14 protein-coding genes are annotated in these 15,062 nt (G+C 63.1%); 9 read left to right on the plus strand and 5 right to left on the minus strand.

Annotated elements, in window-relative coordinates:
* Positions 1 to 135: 135 nt before the first annotated feature.
* The 4 genes from BCY88_RS27830 to BCY88_RS27845 all read left to right on the plus strand — a co-directional run bounded on the left by BCY88_RS27830 (position 136) and on the right by BCY88_RS27845 (position 3,975).
* Positions 136 to 1,062, plus strand: coding sequence for an ABC transporter ATP-binding protein (locus BCY88_RS27830; protein WP_120347366.1), 927 nt, complete (start codon positions 136 to 138; stop codon positions 1,060 to 1,062).
* Positions 1,059 to 1,820, plus strand: a complete 762-nt coding sequence (locus BCY88_RS27835; protein ID WP_120347367.1) for an ABC transporter permease — start codon at positions 1,059 to 1,061, stop codon at positions 1,818 to 1,820. The genes BCY88_RS27830 and BCY88_RS27835 overlap by 4 nt, the downstream gene beginning before the upstream one ends.
* 72 nt (positions 1,821 to 1,892) lie before the next feature.
* Complete coding sequence (locus tag BCY88_RS27840; RefSeq protein WP_120347368.1) at positions 1,893 to 3,308, plus strand: amidase; 1,416 nt, start codon at positions 1,893 to 1,895, stop codon at positions 3,306 to 3,308.
* A 376-nt stretch (positions 3,309 to 3,684) separates the two neighbouring features.
* Positions 3,685 to 3,975, plus strand: coding sequence for a hypothetical protein (locus BCY88_RS27845; protein WP_147408562.1), 291 nt, complete (start codon positions 3,685 to 3,687; stop codon positions 3,973 to 3,975).
* 144 nt (positions 3,976 to 4,119) lie between these two features.
* Here the strand turns inward: BCY88_RS27845 and BCY88_RS27850 are convergent, their stop codons facing one another.
* The 4 genes from BCY88_RS27850 to BCY88_RS27865 all read right to left on the minus strand — a co-directional run bounded on the left by BCY88_RS27850 (position 4,120) and on the right by BCY88_RS27865 (position 8,043).
* Positions 4,120 to 4,986 carry an SDR family NAD(P)-dependent oxidoreductase gene (locus BCY88_RS27850; RefSeq protein ID WP_120347370.1) on the minus strand — a complete coding sequence of 289 codons (867 nt, stop codon included), beginning with the start codon at positions 4,984 to 4,986 and terminating at the stop codon, positions 4,120 to 4,122.
* A 7-nt stretch (positions 4,987 to 4,993) separates the two neighbouring features.
* Positions 4,994 to 6,202, minus strand: coding sequence for a bifunctional 3,4-dihydroxy-2-butanone-4-phosphate synthase/GTP cyclohydrolase II (gene ribBA, locus BCY88_RS27855; RefSeq protein WP_120347371.1), 1,209 nt, complete (start codon positions 6,200 to 6,202; stop codon positions 4,994 to 4,996).
* Between the two features lie 72 nt (positions 6,203 to 6,274).
* Positions 6,275 to 7,078 carry an enoyl-CoA hydratase/isomerase family protein gene (locus BCY88_RS27860; protein ID WP_120347372.1) on the minus strand — a complete coding sequence of 268 codons (804 nt, stop codon included), beginning with the start codon at positions 7,076 to 7,078 and terminating at the stop codon, positions 6,275 to 6,277.
* A gap of 20 nt (positions 7,079 to 7,098) precedes the next feature.
* Positions 7,099 to 8,043 carry an alpha/beta hydrolase gene (locus tag BCY88_RS27865; RefSeq protein ID WP_120347373.1) on the minus strand — a complete coding sequence of 315 codons (945 nt, stop codon included), beginning with the start codon at positions 8,041 to 8,043 and terminating at the stop codon, positions 7,099 to 7,101.
* 284 nt (positions 8,044 to 8,327) lie between these two features.
* Between BCY88_RS27865 and BCY88_RS27870 the strand changes: the two genes are divergently transcribed.
* Positions 8,328 to 9,509, plus strand: a complete 1,182-nt coding sequence (locus tag BCY88_RS27870; RefSeq protein WP_120347374.1) for a helix-turn-helix transcriptional regulator — start codon at positions 8,328 to 8,330, stop codon at positions 9,507 to 9,509.
* A gap of 110 nt (positions 9,510 to 9,619) precedes the next feature.
* Here the strand turns inward: BCY88_RS27870 and BCY88_RS27875 are convergent, their stop codons facing one another.
* Positions 9,620 to 9,970, minus strand: coding sequence for a VOC family protein (locus BCY88_RS27875; RefSeq protein ID WP_120347375.1), 351 nt, complete (start codon positions 9,968 to 9,970; stop codon positions 9,620 to 9,622).
* Between the two features lie 306 nt (positions 9,971 to 10,276).
* Here BCY88_RS27875 and BCY88_RS27880 point away from each other — a divergent pair, with 306 nt between their 5' ends.
* From BCY88_RS27880 to BCY88_RS27895, 4 genes are all read left to right on the plus strand, one after another.
* Entirely contained in the window at positions 10,277 to 11,431 is a 1,155-nt protein-coding gene (locus BCY88_RS27880; RefSeq protein ID WP_120347376.1) for an LLM class flavin-dependent oxidoreductase, read from the plus strand.
* A gap of 133 nt (positions 11,432 to 11,564) precedes the next feature.
* A complete protein-coding gene (locus BCY88_RS27885) occupies positions 11,565 to 12,758 on the plus strand; it encodes an acyl-CoA dehydrogenase family protein (RefSeq protein WP_120347467.1) in 1,194 nt (397 codons plus the stop codon).
* 11 nt (positions 12,759 to 12,769) lie between these two features.
* Positions 12,770 to 14,539 carry an FAD-dependent oxidoreductase gene (locus BCY88_RS27890; RefSeq protein ID WP_120347468.1) on the plus strand — a complete coding sequence of 590 codons (1,770 nt, stop codon included), beginning with the start codon at positions 12,770 to 12,772 and terminating at the stop codon, positions 14,537 to 14,539.
* Complete coding sequence (locus BCY88_RS27895) at positions 14,536 to 15,054, plus strand: flavin reductase family protein (protein ID WP_120347377.1); 519 nt, start codon at positions 14,536 to 14,538, stop codon at positions 15,052 to 15,054. The genes BCY88_RS27890 and BCY88_RS27895 overlap by 4 nt, the downstream gene beginning before the upstream one ends.
* Positions 15,055 to 15,062: the final 8 nt, after the last annotated feature.

The raw sequence follows: 15,062 nt of genomic DNA on the forward strand, positions 1-15,062 counted from the left end.
GGCCTCGCATGGCCGTTTTTCCGGAATATCGGGGTTATGCTGCAGGCTTTCCCACTTTCAATTACATTGCGGGTGCGGCCGCATATTCGCACCGCCTCCTACTAATCAAAACCGGTGTCTGCCATCGTCGAATCCATGCAGCCAATCGTCTCGGTCACGAATCTGTCGAAAACCTACGCCACGGGTTTTCATGCGCTCAAAAACATCAATCTGGCGATCAACCGCGGAGAGATCTTCGCCTTGCTGGGCCCTAATGGCGCGGGCAAAACCACCCTCATCAGCATCATCTGCGGCATCGTCAAGGCAAGCGAGGGCAGCGTGATGGTGGACGGCCGCGACATCGCGACGGACTACCGCGGTGCGCGCTCGCTGATCGGTCTCGTGCCGCAGGAGCTCACCACCGACTCGTTCGAGACCGTCTGGGCGACCGTCTCGTTCAGCCGGGGGCTATTCGGCAAGCCGAAAAACCCCGCTTACATCGAAAAGGTATTGCGTGACCTGTCGCTGTGGGAAAAACGCAATAACAAGATCATTACGCTGTCGGGCGGCATGAAGCGCCGCGTGCTGATTGCGAAGGCGCTCTCGCACGAACCGCGCGTGCTGTTTCTCGACGAACCCACCGCGGGGGTCGACGTCGAGTTGCGCCGCGATATGTGGAAGCTGGTGCGCTCGCTGACCGCGAGCGGCGTGACGATCATTCTCACCACACACTACATCGACGAAGCCGAGGAAATGGCCGATCGCATTGGCGTGATCAACGCGGGCGAGATCATGCTGGTAGAAGAGAAGACGGAGCTGATGCGCAAGCTCGGCAAGAAGCAGTTGACGCTGCAACTGGACAGTCCGCTCGCCGAGGTGCCCGCGGCGCTGGCCGGATATGGGCTGGATGTCGGCAAGGGCGGCAACGAGTTGATCTATACGTATGAGGGCGACGGCGGGCGCACCGACATCATCGCGTTGCTCAAGGCGCTCGACGACGCCGGCATCCGTTTCAAGGATCTGCATACGACGCAAAGCTCGCTCGAAGACATCTTCGTCAGTCTGCTCCGAGGTAACCAATGAATATTTACGCAATTCGCGCGATCTACAAGTTCGAGATGGCGCGCACCTGGCGCACGTTGATGCAGAGCATTATCGCGCCGGTGATTTCAACGTCGCTTTACTTCGTCGTATTCGGCGCGGCTATCGGTTCGCGCATCAAGGAAGTGGATGGCATCAGTTACGGCGCCTTCATCGTGCCGGGTCTGATCATGTTGTCGCTGCTGTCGCAGAGCATTTCGAATGCGTCGTTCGGCATTTATTTTCCGCGCTTTACCGGCACGATCTACGAGTTGCTGTCGGCGCCGGTGTCGTATCTGGAGATTGTGGTGAGCTATGTGGGCGCGGCGGCCACCAAATCGATTCTGCTCGGGCTGATCATTCTGGCGACCGCGGGCCTCTTTGTGCCGCTGCAGGTGCAGCATCCGTTCTGGATGATTCTGTTCCTGGTGCTTACCGCAGTGACGTTCAGTCTGCTCGGTTTCATTATCGGCATCTGGGCGGATAGCTTCGAGAAATTGCAGCTCGTGCCGCTCTTGATCATCACGCCGCTCACGTTCCTTGGCGGAAGTTTCTATGCGGTCAATATGCTGCCGCCGTTCTGGAAAGTCGTGACGCTCTTCAATCCGATCGTCTATCTGGTCAGCGGATTTCGCTGGAGCTTCTATGGCCTCGCCGATGTGGATGTCGAGGTCAGCCTCGGCATGACCGCGTTGTTCCTGGCGGTGTTTCTCGCAATCGTCGCCTGGATCTTCAAGACCGGGTATCGCTTGAAGAGCTGAGCGTTCTGACGACGCAAAACGCAGCCGGCATGCGAAACTGACGGGCACCCCACTACGGAGCCGATAGCCACTATGTCCGTCGATTTGAGTCTCATTGAGCGAAGCGCGTGCGAAATTGTCGATCTGCTGCGCGAGGAGGCCGTCAGTCCGCACGATCTGCTCGACACGTTGGCCGCCCAGGTGGCGCGCGTCGAACCGCAGGTCAACGCGTTGCCCACGCTGTGTTTCGAACGCGCGCATGCCCATGCCGATGCATTGCTGAAGAAGCCGGTCGGCGAGCGCGGTTTGCTATGCGGGCTGCCGGTGCCGATCAAGGATTTGACCGACGTTGCCGGCGTGCGCACCACGCGCGGCTCGCTCGTCTATCGCGATCGTATTCCGGACACATCCGATGCCGGCGTGACGCTGCTTGAGGCACGCGGTGGCGTGGTCTATGCAAAATCGAATACGCCGGAGTTCGGCTCGGGTGGCCATACGTACAACAGCGTGTTCGGCGTGACCCGCAATCCGTGGGACCTGTCGCGCTCGGCTGGCGGTTCCTCGGGCGGCGCGGCTGCGGCGTTGGCGTCGGGCACCGCGTGGGTCGCGCAAGGTTCCGATCTGGCGGGCTCGTTGCGTACGCCTTCGGCGTTTTGCGGCGTGGTGGGCATGCGTCCCACGCCCGGGCGCGTGTCGTACGGGCCGGCCGCCGATCCGTACAACACCTTGGGCATTCATGGGCCGATGGCGCGCAACGTAACGGATGCCGCGCTGTTGCTCGACGCGATGTGCGGCGACCTCGATTGCGCGCCTTTGTCGTTGAGCGAACCGGTGACCTCGTTTCTGGACCATGCACGCAAGCCGCAGCGGCCCGCGCGCGTGGCGTTCAGCGAAGGGCTGGGTATCGCGGCCGTCGAACCCGAAATCCTCGCGATCTGCCGCAAAACGATGGACCGCCTGAGCGCTTCCGGTGTTGGCGTGGATGAAAGCGATATCGATTTGAGCGCGGCAACCCAGGCGTTCCATACGCTGCGTGGTATTTCGTACGCGGCGAACTACGAAGAAGTGCTGGCGCAACATCGCGACGTGCTGAACCCGGACGTGATCTGGAACATCGAGTTCGGCCTGCAGGTGGATAACCCTGCGATGCTTGCCGCGCAGCGCACGCGCGGCGCGTTGTTTCACAAGATGAATGCGCTGTTGCAGCGCTATGACGTGCTGATCTGTCCGGCTTCCATCGTGCTGCCGTTCCCGGTGGAAGCACGCGATGTCCGCGAGGCAGCCGGGCGGCACTTCGAGACATATATCGACTGGCTCGCGATCGCCTATGCGGTGACGCTCACCGGCATGCCGGTCATCGCGATTCCGTGTGGGATGAGTGCAAGTGGCTTGCCGGTCGGCATTCAGATTGTTGGCAAACCGCGCGGCGAAGCGGCGTTGCTGTCTGCCGCTCGCGCAATCGAAGAGGTGATTGGGACGTGGTGGGTGGGTAAGCCGCAAACGGCCTGACTGGGGCGCTGGTAGCGCTGCCGGTATTACTGTGCAAACGTGATGGCGCTTGCCGTCACGTTTGCTGTTCCCCGCCTCGATCGTCTCCTCGCAACGTCCCCGCCGTTTTCTTCGCAACATCCCCGCATTTCCGCTCACGAGGCCGCCGTCGGCACCTCGGCCGTGCTTCTGCGCACGCTCAGGCAATCCCCTTAGTCCATCCGGACGATGCCCGTACTCCGCCAATCGCCGTCAATGACGGTATGAACCGGGAGCGGCGCGACCAGCTTTTCTGGTCCGCCGTATCGAGGCGCACAGCCACGTGGCAGGCGGTTGAGCCACGCATAGGGACGGGGACGAGCGGGATGAGCAAGGACGTGAAGGGGGAGGGATGCAGATGAAATCCAGAGTTCAGCGGGACGGACTGGTTGCCGGTTTGCTGGTGGCGATCGGCGTGGTTGGCGTATCCGTGCGGCAGCTCTATGCGTGCGCCTGGAGCGACGAGTTTCCCGGCATGGTGTGTACGGCCGGCTCGTCGCTATCGTTGTTTCTGGGTATCACGGGGTTGGCTGCGCTGGCAGGACGAATCTGGTCGCGCCGCTCGGGCGCGGACGAACAGTGCTTCACGTTCCTCGGCGCGGTGGGTGGTGCGGCTCTGGTGTACGCGATGGTGGTGAGCGGCTTCTAGTCGCCCGTGCTACCTGTGCCACACGCGCAGGGTACGAAGCGGTGCGGAACGGCGGGACAGCAGAGCGGCAGGGTATTCAGAGCCGCGCCGCCGCACATCCGCGGCGCAGCCCGCACCTGCGCCGCGTACCGTGTGCCGCGATGATCAGGCCACGATCGCCGGATGTGCCTGTACCGGCCCACCCAGCGCTTCCCGATGCGAGGGCGGCTGGCGCCCGTCAAGTTCGGTGATGCCATACTCGCGCGCAAGCTCCGCGCCGACCAGCACCAGACCGGATTTCCGCTGACGTTGCGGGTCGCGATACAACGCATCGATCAGCCGCCCGGTGAACTGCGGTGTTTCCGCGAGTTCGCTAAAACCCGCATATTGTTCGGGATGCTCAGCGATCACACGCGCAGTGCGCTCGGTTTGCAGCATGCCCATCCAGATGGAAACCGCTGCGACGCCATGCGGTTTCAGATCGACAGCCATGTCCTTGGCGAATTTGTCGACGCCTGCTTTCTGCGCGCCGTACGCCGCGCCGTGCATGTAGCAGCTCGCGCCGAACGAGGACGTGAACGCGATCAGACCATCGCCCTGCGCGGCCATCATACGTGCGGCATGCCAGCTCGCAACATACGCGGAGCGCAGGCCGACATCGAGAATATCCACGAGTTCCAGAGGTTTTGCCCAGAACGGTGCCGGGCGAATCAGTTCATCGTGCAGCGTCGTGGCATTGTTGACGAGGATGTCGAGGCGCCCGCTGTTGTGCTGGATGTAGTCGAATACTTCGGCCACCTGCTGGTCGTCGGCGTGATCGCAGGTCAGCGCGATGCCCTTGCCGCCGAGCTTATCGATTTCTATCGCCGTTGCGTGCACGGTGCCGGGCAAGGGCGCGTCGCCTTCCCGTTGGGTGCGTCCGGTCACGTAGACCGTTGCGCCGCTCGCGGCGAGGGCGAGCGCGATACCCTTGCCGGCACCGCGCGAGGCGCCAGTGACGAGAGCGACATAAGGCTGATTGGCTTGAGTCATCGGGCATTCACCATGAAGAAGTTTCGAGTTCGTATGACTGCTGTCGAGCGCTTGCCCGCATTGCCGCGGTGGACCCCAGCGGCGCGCCAGCCGGCGGCGCCACAGCCGTGCGTTCGAACGCGTGAGGATTATCCAGATCCGTTTCGCCAAGCGGAATGAACGCCATGATTTCAAGTTCATGGCCCGACAGCGCCGGCAACCTGAACGGACTCGACAACACATTCAGTCGACGCACGCCGAGATCGCGCAAAATCTGCGAGCCAATACCTGAGAGCCGGCCGTCCCTACGCGCCTGTACGCCGTTGCTGCCGGTCATCGCATCGGTTCGCATGTCGCAATCGAGCAGAACCGCCACGCCGCATCCGGCCGCGTCGATTTTCTGCAGCGCCGCGTGTAACGGCCATGAATGCGCGGAAGGTTCCGCATCGAGCAGATCGAGTAGCGAAAAGCATTCGTGCACGCGCGTGAGCACGGGCACATGGGGCATCGGATTGCCGCGCACCAGGGCCAGATGCGTGGATTGGCGCACAGTGTCGCGATACTGAATGGCGCGAAACGGTCCCCACGGCGTGTGCAAGGGTCTCTCGCCGACACGTTCGACGAGCGACTCGTGCGTGCTGCGATAGTGGATCAGATCGGCAATCGTGCCGATCTTCAGGCCATGGTGTTCGGCGAATTCGATCAGTTGCGGCAGACGCGACATGGTGCCGTCGTCGTTCATGATTTCGCAGATCACCGCGGCAGGCGTCAACCCTGCCAATGCGGTGAGGTCGCAACCCGCCTCGGTATGTCCGGCACGCACCAGCACGCCGCCTTCACGCGCTGCGATCGGGAACACATGACCCGGTTGCACGAGATGTTCGGCGCGCACATCGGCATGAATCGCAGTGCGTATCGTATGCGCGCGATCGGCCGCGGAAATACCGGTGGTGACGCCTTGCGCCGCCTCGATGCTGACCGTGAACGCGGTGCCGTACTGCGTGCCGTTCTGCTCCGCCATCGGCGGCAGCTTCAGGCGTGCGCAATGTGCGGCGCTCAGCGTCAGGCAAACGAGGCCGCGGCCAAAGCGCGCCATGAAGTTGATCGCTTCGGGCGTGACGTGGTCGGCGGCAATCAGCAGATCGCCCTCGTTCTCGCGATCTTCCTCGTCGACCAGAATGATCATGCGGCCGGCTTTCAGCTCGGCGACGATTTCGTCGGTAGTGGCCAGTTTCATGAAGTTTTCCCTGTGCTACTGCTGTTGCTGCTGTTATTGCGCTCGCGCGTATGGAGAAGCGAGGCAAGGCGCTTAACGTGCGCTGGAGCCGAATACGGGTGCGCGCTTGTCGAAGAAAGCGTCGATGCCTTCGCGAAAATCTTCGCCCGCCGCGCAGTGCAGAAAGCTGCGTTGTTCCGCGTACAGATGCTCGGCGAAGCTGCGCTCGGGTGCGTGCAGGATCAGGTTCTTGGTTTGCGCGAAGGCATCCGGCGAGAGCGCACCCATTCGCTTCAGAAGCGAGCGCGTTTGCGCGGCGAGTTCGTCGTCCGGGACGACCCAGTTGACGATGCCGGTTCGCAGCGCTTCATCGGCCGTATGGCGCTCGTCGAGGTACATCCATTGCGCGGCCTGTTTGGTGCCGAGCGCGCGCGGTAGCGTATAGGTCGCGCCGCCGTCGGGGGAGGTGCCGATGCGGCCATACGCCGACGTAAAGGTCGCGCTCTTCGCGGCGATAGCCAGATCGCAGGCCGCGACGAGGCTCAAGCCGAAGCCCGCCACGGCGCCGTTGATGCTGGCGATCACCGGCTTGCGCGAACCCGTGACGGTCTCGACCACGGTTTGCGCGAGCCGCACGAGTTTGCCGATCGAACGGTCGCGTACCACGGGTTTTTCGTCGAGTGCGGCGCGCATGGTCTGCAAGTCGCCGCCCGCCATGAAGGCGTTGCCGGCGCCCGTCAGTACGATCGCACGGATCTCGTCATGATGAGCGAGGCGTGCGAGCTTGGCGTTCAGTTCGTTGGCCATCGCTTCGTTGAGCGCGTTCAGTGCCTCGGGGCGGTCGAACGTGAGCGTCGCGATACCGTCTTCGGCCGCGAGGCGGATCAATGCAGTCATGTCTTGTCAGTTGGGCGGAGTCAGGTGTTCTGAACGTGCAGCGCATGGCGCAAGGCGCGCGCCGCGATCGTGAGTGCATGGTCGGCCGCATCGAGCGCACCGAGCAGACTGGCGAAACCATGCATCTGTCCCGGCCAGCGCAGATGCGTTGTGAGCACGCCCGCTTGTGCGAGCCGCGCCGCATAGTGCTCGACCTCGTCGCGCAATGGATCGTATTCGGCGCTGATGACGGTGGCGCTGGCCACACCCGTGAGATCGGCTGCGGCCAGGGGACTGGCGAGTGGATCGGCACGATCGGCGCCCGGCGCGAAGTACTGGTCTTTGAACCAGCGCATCATGTTCGCCGTCAGGAGGTACCCGTCACCCATCGATTCATATGAAGGATGTTCGGTGGCGCAATCCACCACCGGATAGAACAGCACCTGATGCGCGACATTCACGGCGCCATGACGCAACTGTTGCGCGACCACCGCTGCCAGATTGCCGCCGGCGCTGTCGCCCGCAACGGCGAGCGCGCCGGGCCGCACGCGCAAATCGGCTGAACTGGACGCGGCCCAGCGCACGGCGTCGCACGCATCGAGTGCGGCGGCCGGAAAGCGTGCCTCTGGCGCAAGGCGGTAATCGACCGATAGCACGACCGTTCGCGCGCGTTGCGCGAGGCAGCGGCAAATGTTCGCGTGAGTATCGAGCCCGCAAGAAACAAAGCCGCCGCCGTGAAAGAAGACAGTAAGGGGCAGCAAGGCATCGCTGTTTTCGACCACTGGCCGGTAGAGACGCGCGGCGAGCGGGCCGCCGGCGGTCGGAATCGTCAAATCTTCTTCCGAAGCGACGGGGTCGCCCGGCGCAAAACCGCCGCCCGCAGCGAGCATTGCACGGTATGCGGGCACGGTGAGTTGCGCGAAATCGAGTGGGGGCATGCCGGCGAAAGCGGCGAGCACGGCCTGCGCCTGGGGATCGAGCGCCATCGGGTCTCCTGAGAATATGATGAAAGCGGCTATACCGGGTATAGGCGATACGGCCGCGCCAGACCCGAATCGAGCTGCAAATCAGGGTATTCGGCGCGCACGCCGCAACATTGAATGCATTGAAGCGCGGCAGCTTGACGGGGGCATCGTCCGATTGGACGAGAGTTCGTTCGCACGCTCAGCGAAACTTTCCCGAGCTAAGTACTTCTCCTGATGCCAGCGAACAGATCGACCCTTAAGCTTGGCGTCGCGATGCAACATCGCATGGAGGACGGAGAGTGTTGATGGAGACAAAATGGGCCCCTGAAGAGGGCCAGGCCATGAGTGAACTGGCCGAGGTGAGCGTCGCGCAGTTCAGCGAACTGACCGCGCGCATTTATCAGGGGGCGCTGGAAAGCACGCCGTGGGCAAGCGCGCTCGAGTTGATCCGCACTTCGCTCGGTGCGAGCTATGCCACCCTGATTCTGCGTTCACCTTCGAGCGACCGGCGCGGTCTGATGGTGCATGCTTCCGAAATGGGTTCGGGCGTGCCGGGCGAAGCGTCGTACAACAACTACTACTATTCGCTCGACCCGTTCGTCGGTTTGCCGGCCGATCGCGTGGTGACGGTCGACGAAGTATTCGGCGACACGGGTTGGCTCACCAGCGAACTCTACAAGCAGTTCCTGAAACCGGCCGATATTCGCTACATCATGGGTGCCGATCTGCGCACGGAATCCGGTGTCGAATGCCGCTTTCGCGTATGCCGCAGTCACGCGTCGAAGCATTTTTCCGCACGCGACAAAGCGTTTTGCGCGCTACTGCTGCCGCATTTGCGGCGCGCGGTGGAACTGCATTCACGGCTCGATATCGTGGAGTCGGAGCGCACGCTGTATGCGAGCGCGATCGACCGCATGCTGGTGGGTACGGTGACGCTCGACGAGAGCGGCGCGATCATGCGCACCAACAGCGTGGCCGACGAGATTCTCGCGCAGGGCAACGGCCTGCGCATCGTGCATGGCAACGTCGAGGCGACCGATACGCAGGAGAACCGCAATTTGCAACGGCTGGTGCGCCATGCGCTGATGGGCCACTTCGGCACGGCCGCGCCGATTGTCGAAGCCATGCCGATCACGCGCGGTTGCGACAAGCCGAAACTCGGCGTGCTGGTGCGCACGATTCCGCTCTCGGACTGGTCCGAGGACAACAAACGCCGTCCTGCCACCGTGCTGTTCCTGCGCGATCCCGATCGCAAATCGCAAGGCTCGCAGGAGATCGTGCGCAAGCTGTTCGACCTCACGCCGGCGGAGACCTCGCTCGCCTTGCTGTTGACCAATGGGTTGACGCTGGAAGAGGCGGCCGACGAACTGGGTATCAGCAAGAACACCGCGCGGGCCCATCTGCGGGCCATCTTCTCGAAGACGGGTGTCACGCGTCAGGCCACGCTCGTGCGCATTCTGCTGGGCAGTGTGGTGCCGCTCGGCTGAACGCCACTGAACGAACGTGTGCCACGCGGCTGTGTGCGCGTGGACCTGCCTGTACCCATCCATATCGCCTGTGCGGCGCCTTCAGCAGGCGCCGCACGTCTTCCAGGCGCTTAAACCGCGCGCTTTTGCGACAACACCAGCAACGCGCCGTTCCTGTCCTCCAGCACCGCGCGCCATTCGTGCGGCCCTTGCTGTACCGGCACGCGTACTGACGCACCCGCCGCGACCACCCGCGCCATCGCCGCATACAGGTCGTCGTTTTCGTCGACGCGAAACACCAGCGCCGCGCGTTCGACGATCCGCTCCTCGCCCGCCACCAGCGCGACGCTCAGCGCACCGCCATCGAGCGCGCAATAGCGTTCGCCGTCACGGAACTTCACCGTCAAACCGAGCCCGTCGACAAAGAGCGGCAGCGCCGCGTCGATCGTCTCGACCGGGTACAGCATCATCGAAGCCTTCATTGCATTGCACTCCCATCAGTTGAGCAGCGTTGTATAGCGGCTCGATCGTAGCGTCAGCAAGGCGCGCCGTACGAGGTCCAATCGGACTAGCTAGGCGACGAAAAACGCGGCGAAACATGCGGTAAACAGGCCTGCGATCAGCGCTTCCACATCAAAGCACGCACCGTTAATCCAAATAGACGATGCCGGGGCGCACGCGCGAACTGAAACTTCATTCCGTGGACCGTCACGATCATCGTCGGAATCGGTGAGCCGGGAGCGGACCGCCCGTTTCAGCACAGTCCAAAATTCATGGAGACGCACGCAATGAAGTTTTCTCTGATTTACGAAGCCCAGACCACGGACGCTTCGCGGGAAGGCGATCACCGGGTATTCAAGGAGACCGTCGAGCAGGCCTTGCTCGCAGAACAGATGGGTTTCGATACCGTCTGGTGCGTCGAACACACGTCGCTGACGAACTACGCGCATATGAGCGCCCCGGAGACTTTTCTCGCTTATCTGGCCGGCCGCACGACCCGTATCGGCCTCGGCCATGGCGTGATCTGCCTGCCGCCCGCGATGAATCATCCGATCAAGGTGGCCGAACGCGTGGCCATGCTCGACATTCTGTCGGGCGGCCGTGTGCATTTCGGCGTCGGCAAAGGCGGCAGCCAGCAGGAAGCAGGGGCGTTCGGCTACGACCTCGCCGAGCTGCAACCGATGATCGACGAATCGATGTACCTGGTGCCGAAGATGTTCGTGCAGGACGAGATCGAGCACGACGGCAAATACATCAAGATTCCTAAACGGCCGATTCATCCGAAGCCGTTCCAGGACCCGCATCCGCCGATGTACATGGCCTGCACCAACAACGATGGCCTGCTGCGTGCCGGTCAGCGTGGTCTCGGCGCACTGGTGCTCGGTTTCGGCGGCCCGGATGAAGTCGCGAAGAAAAACGCGCTGTATCGCGAAGCGTGGGCGACCCGCAAGCCCGAAGACCAGGTCGGTTTCCGTCCGACGCAGCATCTGGCCGCACTGTGCCCGACCGTGGTGCTGAACGACGGCCAGCAGGCCCGCAAGATCGGCATTCGCGGTCAGCGTTATTTCATGGAGTCGCTGGCGTACTGGTACACGGGCGGCGAACGTCCGAACCCGGATAGCTGGGGCGACGACCTCGTGAAGGGCAATACCGGCGAAATGGTGATCCGCTCGCGCTTCGCTTCAGAAGAGGTGGTGGTCGACTTCAGCGATCCGGCGCTTTCGATGATGAACCCGAATCACGCGTACGGCACAGTCGACGATTGCATCGGCTACGTGGGCCGCCTGATGGAAGCGGGTGTGGATGAAGTGCTGTTCCTGTGCCAGATGGGCACGGTGTCTCAGGAAGCGCAGCTCGAAACGATCCGCAACATCGGCGAGCACGTGATTCCTTACTTCAATCGCCTGAAGAGCGAGAAGCAGAAAGCACAGGTCGCTGCATAACGTTGCCGCGTAACAACGGGCGAGGCGGGCGTCGCTAGTCTCTTCAGACGATGCGACGCCGCGACCGCAGCTCGAAGATGATCCCAACAAAACAGGCGCGGCGTCCTTCTCGCGCGCCATCATGGAGACAGCCGTGCATCGCGACAATGATTCGAACGCCCTTGCAGCCGAACTGATCGCCCGCGCCGAAGCGCTCGCGCCGGTACTCGCCGGGCGTGCCGCGCAGGCCGAGGCGAATGGCCGGATTCCGGCCGAAACGCTGGCCGATTTTCAGGCCGCCGGTTTTTTCAAGGTGCTTCAGCCGAAGCGCTATGGCGGCTACGAACTCGATCCGCAAACCTTCTTCGAGATCCAGATGGCGGTGGCGCGCGGTTGCATGTCGACCGCATGGGTGTACGGCGTGATCGGCGTGCACAACTGGCAGCTGGCGCTGTTCGACGAACGCGCGCAGCAGGACGTGTGGGGCAAGGACCCAGGCACGCTGATCGCGTCGACCTACATGCCGGTGGGCCGTGTGACACCGGTTGAAGGCGGTTTCCGGCTGTCCGGGCACTGGAAATTCTCGAGCGGCAGCGAGCTGTGCGAATGGGTCTTTCTCGGTGCGCTCGTGCCGCCGGCGAAAGCGGGCGAGCCGCCGGAATACCGCACCTTCCTGCTGCCGAAAAGCGATTACACGATCGAACAGGATTGGGACGTGCTAGGACTGCGCGCGACCGGCAGCCACGACATCGTGGTGAACGATGCGTTCGTGCCGGACTATCGCACGCACAAGGCGATCGACGGCATGATGGGCACGAGCCCCGGTCTCGCGCTCAACGATGCACCGTTGTTCCATCTGCCGTTCGCGCAGATTTTCGTGCGTGCGGTGTGCACGGCGTGCATTGGCGCATTGCAAGGCGCGCTGGACGACTTCACGTCCTACGCGGCCACTCGCGTGAGCGCCAACAGCGGCGCGAAAACCACCGACGACACCGGCGCGCAAACCGCATGCGCCAACGCGGCGGTCGCGATCGACGAAATGAAAGTGCTGCTGATGCGCAACTTCGCCGAGCTGCTCGCGGCGGTCAATGGCGGCACGGCGGTATCGATCGAGCGCCGCGTGCACTTCCGTTATCAATCCGCGCAAGTGGCGGAACGCTGCGCGCAGGCTGCCAACGCGTTGCTGCGCTATGCGGGAGGCAACGGCATCTACAACCGCAATCCGCTGGTGCGGCGCTTTCTCGATCTGCATGCCGCGCGCGCGCACTACGCGAACAACCTGGATCGTTTCGGCCAGAATCTCGGCGCCGTGATGTTAGGGCGTCCGAACACCGATTTCTTCGTCTGATGGATGCCGCCATGAGCCAACAGCAAACGCAGAACTACGTGTTCGACGTGGTGGTGGTCGGCTCCGGCGCGGGCGGCATGCTGGCCGCCTGCCGCGCGGCCGATCGCGGCCTGTCCGTCATCGTGCTCGAAAAGAGCGAAGTGTACGGCGGGACCTCGGCGGTTTCGGGCGGTGGCATCTGGATTCCGTGCAACCACCATATCGCCGAACAGGGCGTCACGGATACGCGCGCGGCCGCACGAACCTATCTCGACGCTTGCACGCAAGGCGCCACCGCGAGCGAGCGGATCGACGCCTATCTCGACACCGCGCCTGAGATGCTGCGCTACGTCGAAGCGAATACGCCGGTGCGTTATGAAGCGTTGCCGAAGTACGCGGACTACTTTCAGGATTTGCCCGGATCGATGCCGGGTTACCGCGCGCTCGATCCGCTGCCGGTGGATGGTGCGTCGCTTGGTGACGAGTTCGCGCGCCTGCGGCTGCCTTCACCCGGCACGCTGATCGGTGGGCGAGTGGCGGTGACCTCGAAAGAGGCGCACATCCTGCTCTCGAAAGCGCCCGGATACATCGGGCTCGCGCTGAAACAATTCGGCCGCTACTGGTTCGATCTGCGCGCGCGCAGCCGTTCGCGGCGCGATCGCCGCCTGACGCTCGGCAATGCATTGGCAGGCGGCCTGCGCCGTGCCTTGCTCGATCGCGACATTCCGCTGTGGCTCAATGCGCCGATGACCGAACTGCTCGAAGCAGACGGACGTGTAACGGGTGTCGTGGTGGAGCGTGGTGCGCAGACCGTGCGCGTGCTCGCGCGGCGCGGCGTGATTCTCGCGGCCGGTGGCTTCGAGCGCAACCAGGCGATGCGCGAGCGCTATCTGCCGCATCCCACGCAAGCGCAGTGGAGCGCAACGCCGCCGAACAATACCGGGGATGCGATTGCCGTCGGTTTGAAACTGGGCGCGCAGATCGCCTTGATGGAGCACGTGTGGGGCGCGCCGACGGTCCACGTGGATCAGGAGGAAAAGCAGCGCGCGCTGTTCGTCGAGCGCAATTTGCCCGGTTGTGTGGTGGTCAACGGACTGGGCAAGCGTTTCGTCAACGAAGCTGCGCCGTATTCGGAGTTCGTGCCGGCGATGTATCGCGACCATGCGCAAACCGGCGCGTGCGTACCGGCCTGGATGGTGTTCGACGCGCAGTTCCGCCACAAGTACCCGTGCGGGCCGATCATGCCCGGCGCGATGATGCCGGACACCCGCATTCCGGCGGCCTTTCGTTCGCTGCTCTACAAGGCCGATTCGCTCGATGCGCTGGCCGCGAAAATCGGCGTCGATGCACAAGGCTTGCGCGACACTGTAGCAAAGATGAATCGCTACGCCACGACGGGTATCGACGAAGAATTCGCCAAAGGCGGCAACGCCTTCGACATCTACTACGGCGACCCCAGCGTCAAGCCGAATCCTTGCCTCGCGCCGATTGCGACCGGACCGTTCTACGCGGTGCGTATCGACGCGGGCGACATCGGCACCAAAGGCGGTCTTCTCACCGACGCCCGCGCCCGGGTGCTGCACGCAGACGGCACGCCGATCGCCGGACTCTACGCGATCGGCAACACGAGCGCGTCGATGATGGGCGCGAGTTATCCCGGCGCGGGTTCGACACTTGGACCCGCCATGACCTTCGGCTACATCGCCGCGAATCATCTCGCCGACGCCGGCGATGATCGCGACAGCAGTCCCTCAGAACCGGCACGCGCTGCCAGCAACGAACTTCGCGGAGTCACGCCATGACCGACCTTACTTCTCATCCATTGCGCGCGGACATGTTGCTTGCGATGCGCCGCCTCGCGCGCTCGGTCGCCGTGATCAGTTGCAGCGACGGCGAACGGCGCTATTCGATGTCGGCCACCGCGGTCGATTCGCTGTCGACCGAGCCGCCGTCGCTCCTGATCTGCATTAACCGCACGTCGTCGATTTTTCCGCCGCTCGACCAGGGCGCGGCGTTTTGCGTGAATGTGCTCTCGGCGCAGCATCAGCACATTGCGATCGATTGCAGCGGACGCCTCAAAGGCGAAGAACGCTTCACGACCGGCAACTGGCAGCGTTCGGATCATGGCGTGCCGTATCTGCACGATGCGCAAGCGAGTCTGATCTGCACGCAGGACGGCCGCTTCGATTACGGCACGCATGCGATCTTTATCGGCCGCGTCGAGCAGGTGCTAATCAGCGGCGAAGTCGATCCGCTGGTGTATGTGGACGGTATCTACACCACTGCTGCCGCGCCCGCGCGCTGCGCAACGGTCTGAGCGGACGC

Origin of the sequence: Paraburkholderia fungorum (assembly GCF_003610895.1) — a bacterium.
GTDB classification, from domain to species: Bacteria; Pseudomonadota; Gammaproteobacteria; order Burkholderiales; family Burkholderiaceae; genus Paraburkholderia; species Paraburkholderia fungorum_B.

Coding starts and splice junctions, on each gene's coding strand:
- BCY88_RS27850 (WP_120347370.1), bottom strand. CDS start 4,986: ATGACTCAAGCCAATCAGCCTTATGTCGCTCTCGTCACTGGCGCCTCG.
- BCY88_RS27895 (WP_120347377.1), top strand. CDS start 14,536: ATGACCGACCTTACTTCTCATCCATTGCGCGCGGACATGTTGCTTGCG.
- BCY88_RS27835 (WP_120347367.1), top strand. CDS start 1,059: ATGAATATTTACGCAATTCGCGCGATCTACAAGTTCGAGATGGCGCGC.
- BCY88_RS27830 (WP_120347366.1), top strand. CDS start 136: ATGCAGCCAATCGTCTCGGTCACGAATCTGTCGAAAACCTACGCCACG.
- BCY88_RS27890 (WP_120347468.1), top strand. CDS start 12,770: ATGAGCCAACAGCAAACGCAGAACTACGTGTTCGACGTGGTGGTGGTC.
- BCY88_RS27880 (WP_120347376.1), top strand. CDS start 10,277: ATGAAGTTTTCTCTGATTTACGAAGCCCAGACCACGGACGCTTCGCGG.
- BCY88_RS27845 (WP_147408562.1), top strand. CDS start 3,685: ATGAAATCCAGAGTTCAGCGGGACGGACTGGTTGCCGGTTTGCTGGTG.
- BCY88_RS27860 (WP_120347372.1), bottom strand. CDS start 7,078: ATGACTGCATTGATCCGCCTCGCGGCCGAAGACGGTATCGCGACGCTC.
- ribBA (WP_120347371.1), bottom strand. CDS start 6,202: ATGAAACTGGCCACTACCGACGAAATCGTCGCCGAGCTGAAAGCCGGC.
- BCY88_RS27865 (WP_120347373.1), bottom strand. CDS start 8,043: ATGGCGCTCGATCCCCAGGCGCAGGCCGTGCTCGCCGCTTTCGCCGGC.
- BCY88_RS27870 (WP_120347374.1), top strand. CDS start 8,328: ATGGAGACAAAATGGGCCCCTGAAGAGGGCCAGGCCATGAGTGAACTG.
- BCY88_RS27875 (WP_120347375.1), bottom strand. CDS start 9,970: ATGAAGGCTTCGATGATGCTGTACCCGGTCGAGACGATCGACGCGGCG.
- BCY88_RS27840 (WP_120347368.1), top strand. CDS start 1,893: ATGTCCGTCGATTTGAGTCTCATTGAGCGAAGCGCGTGCGAAATTGTC.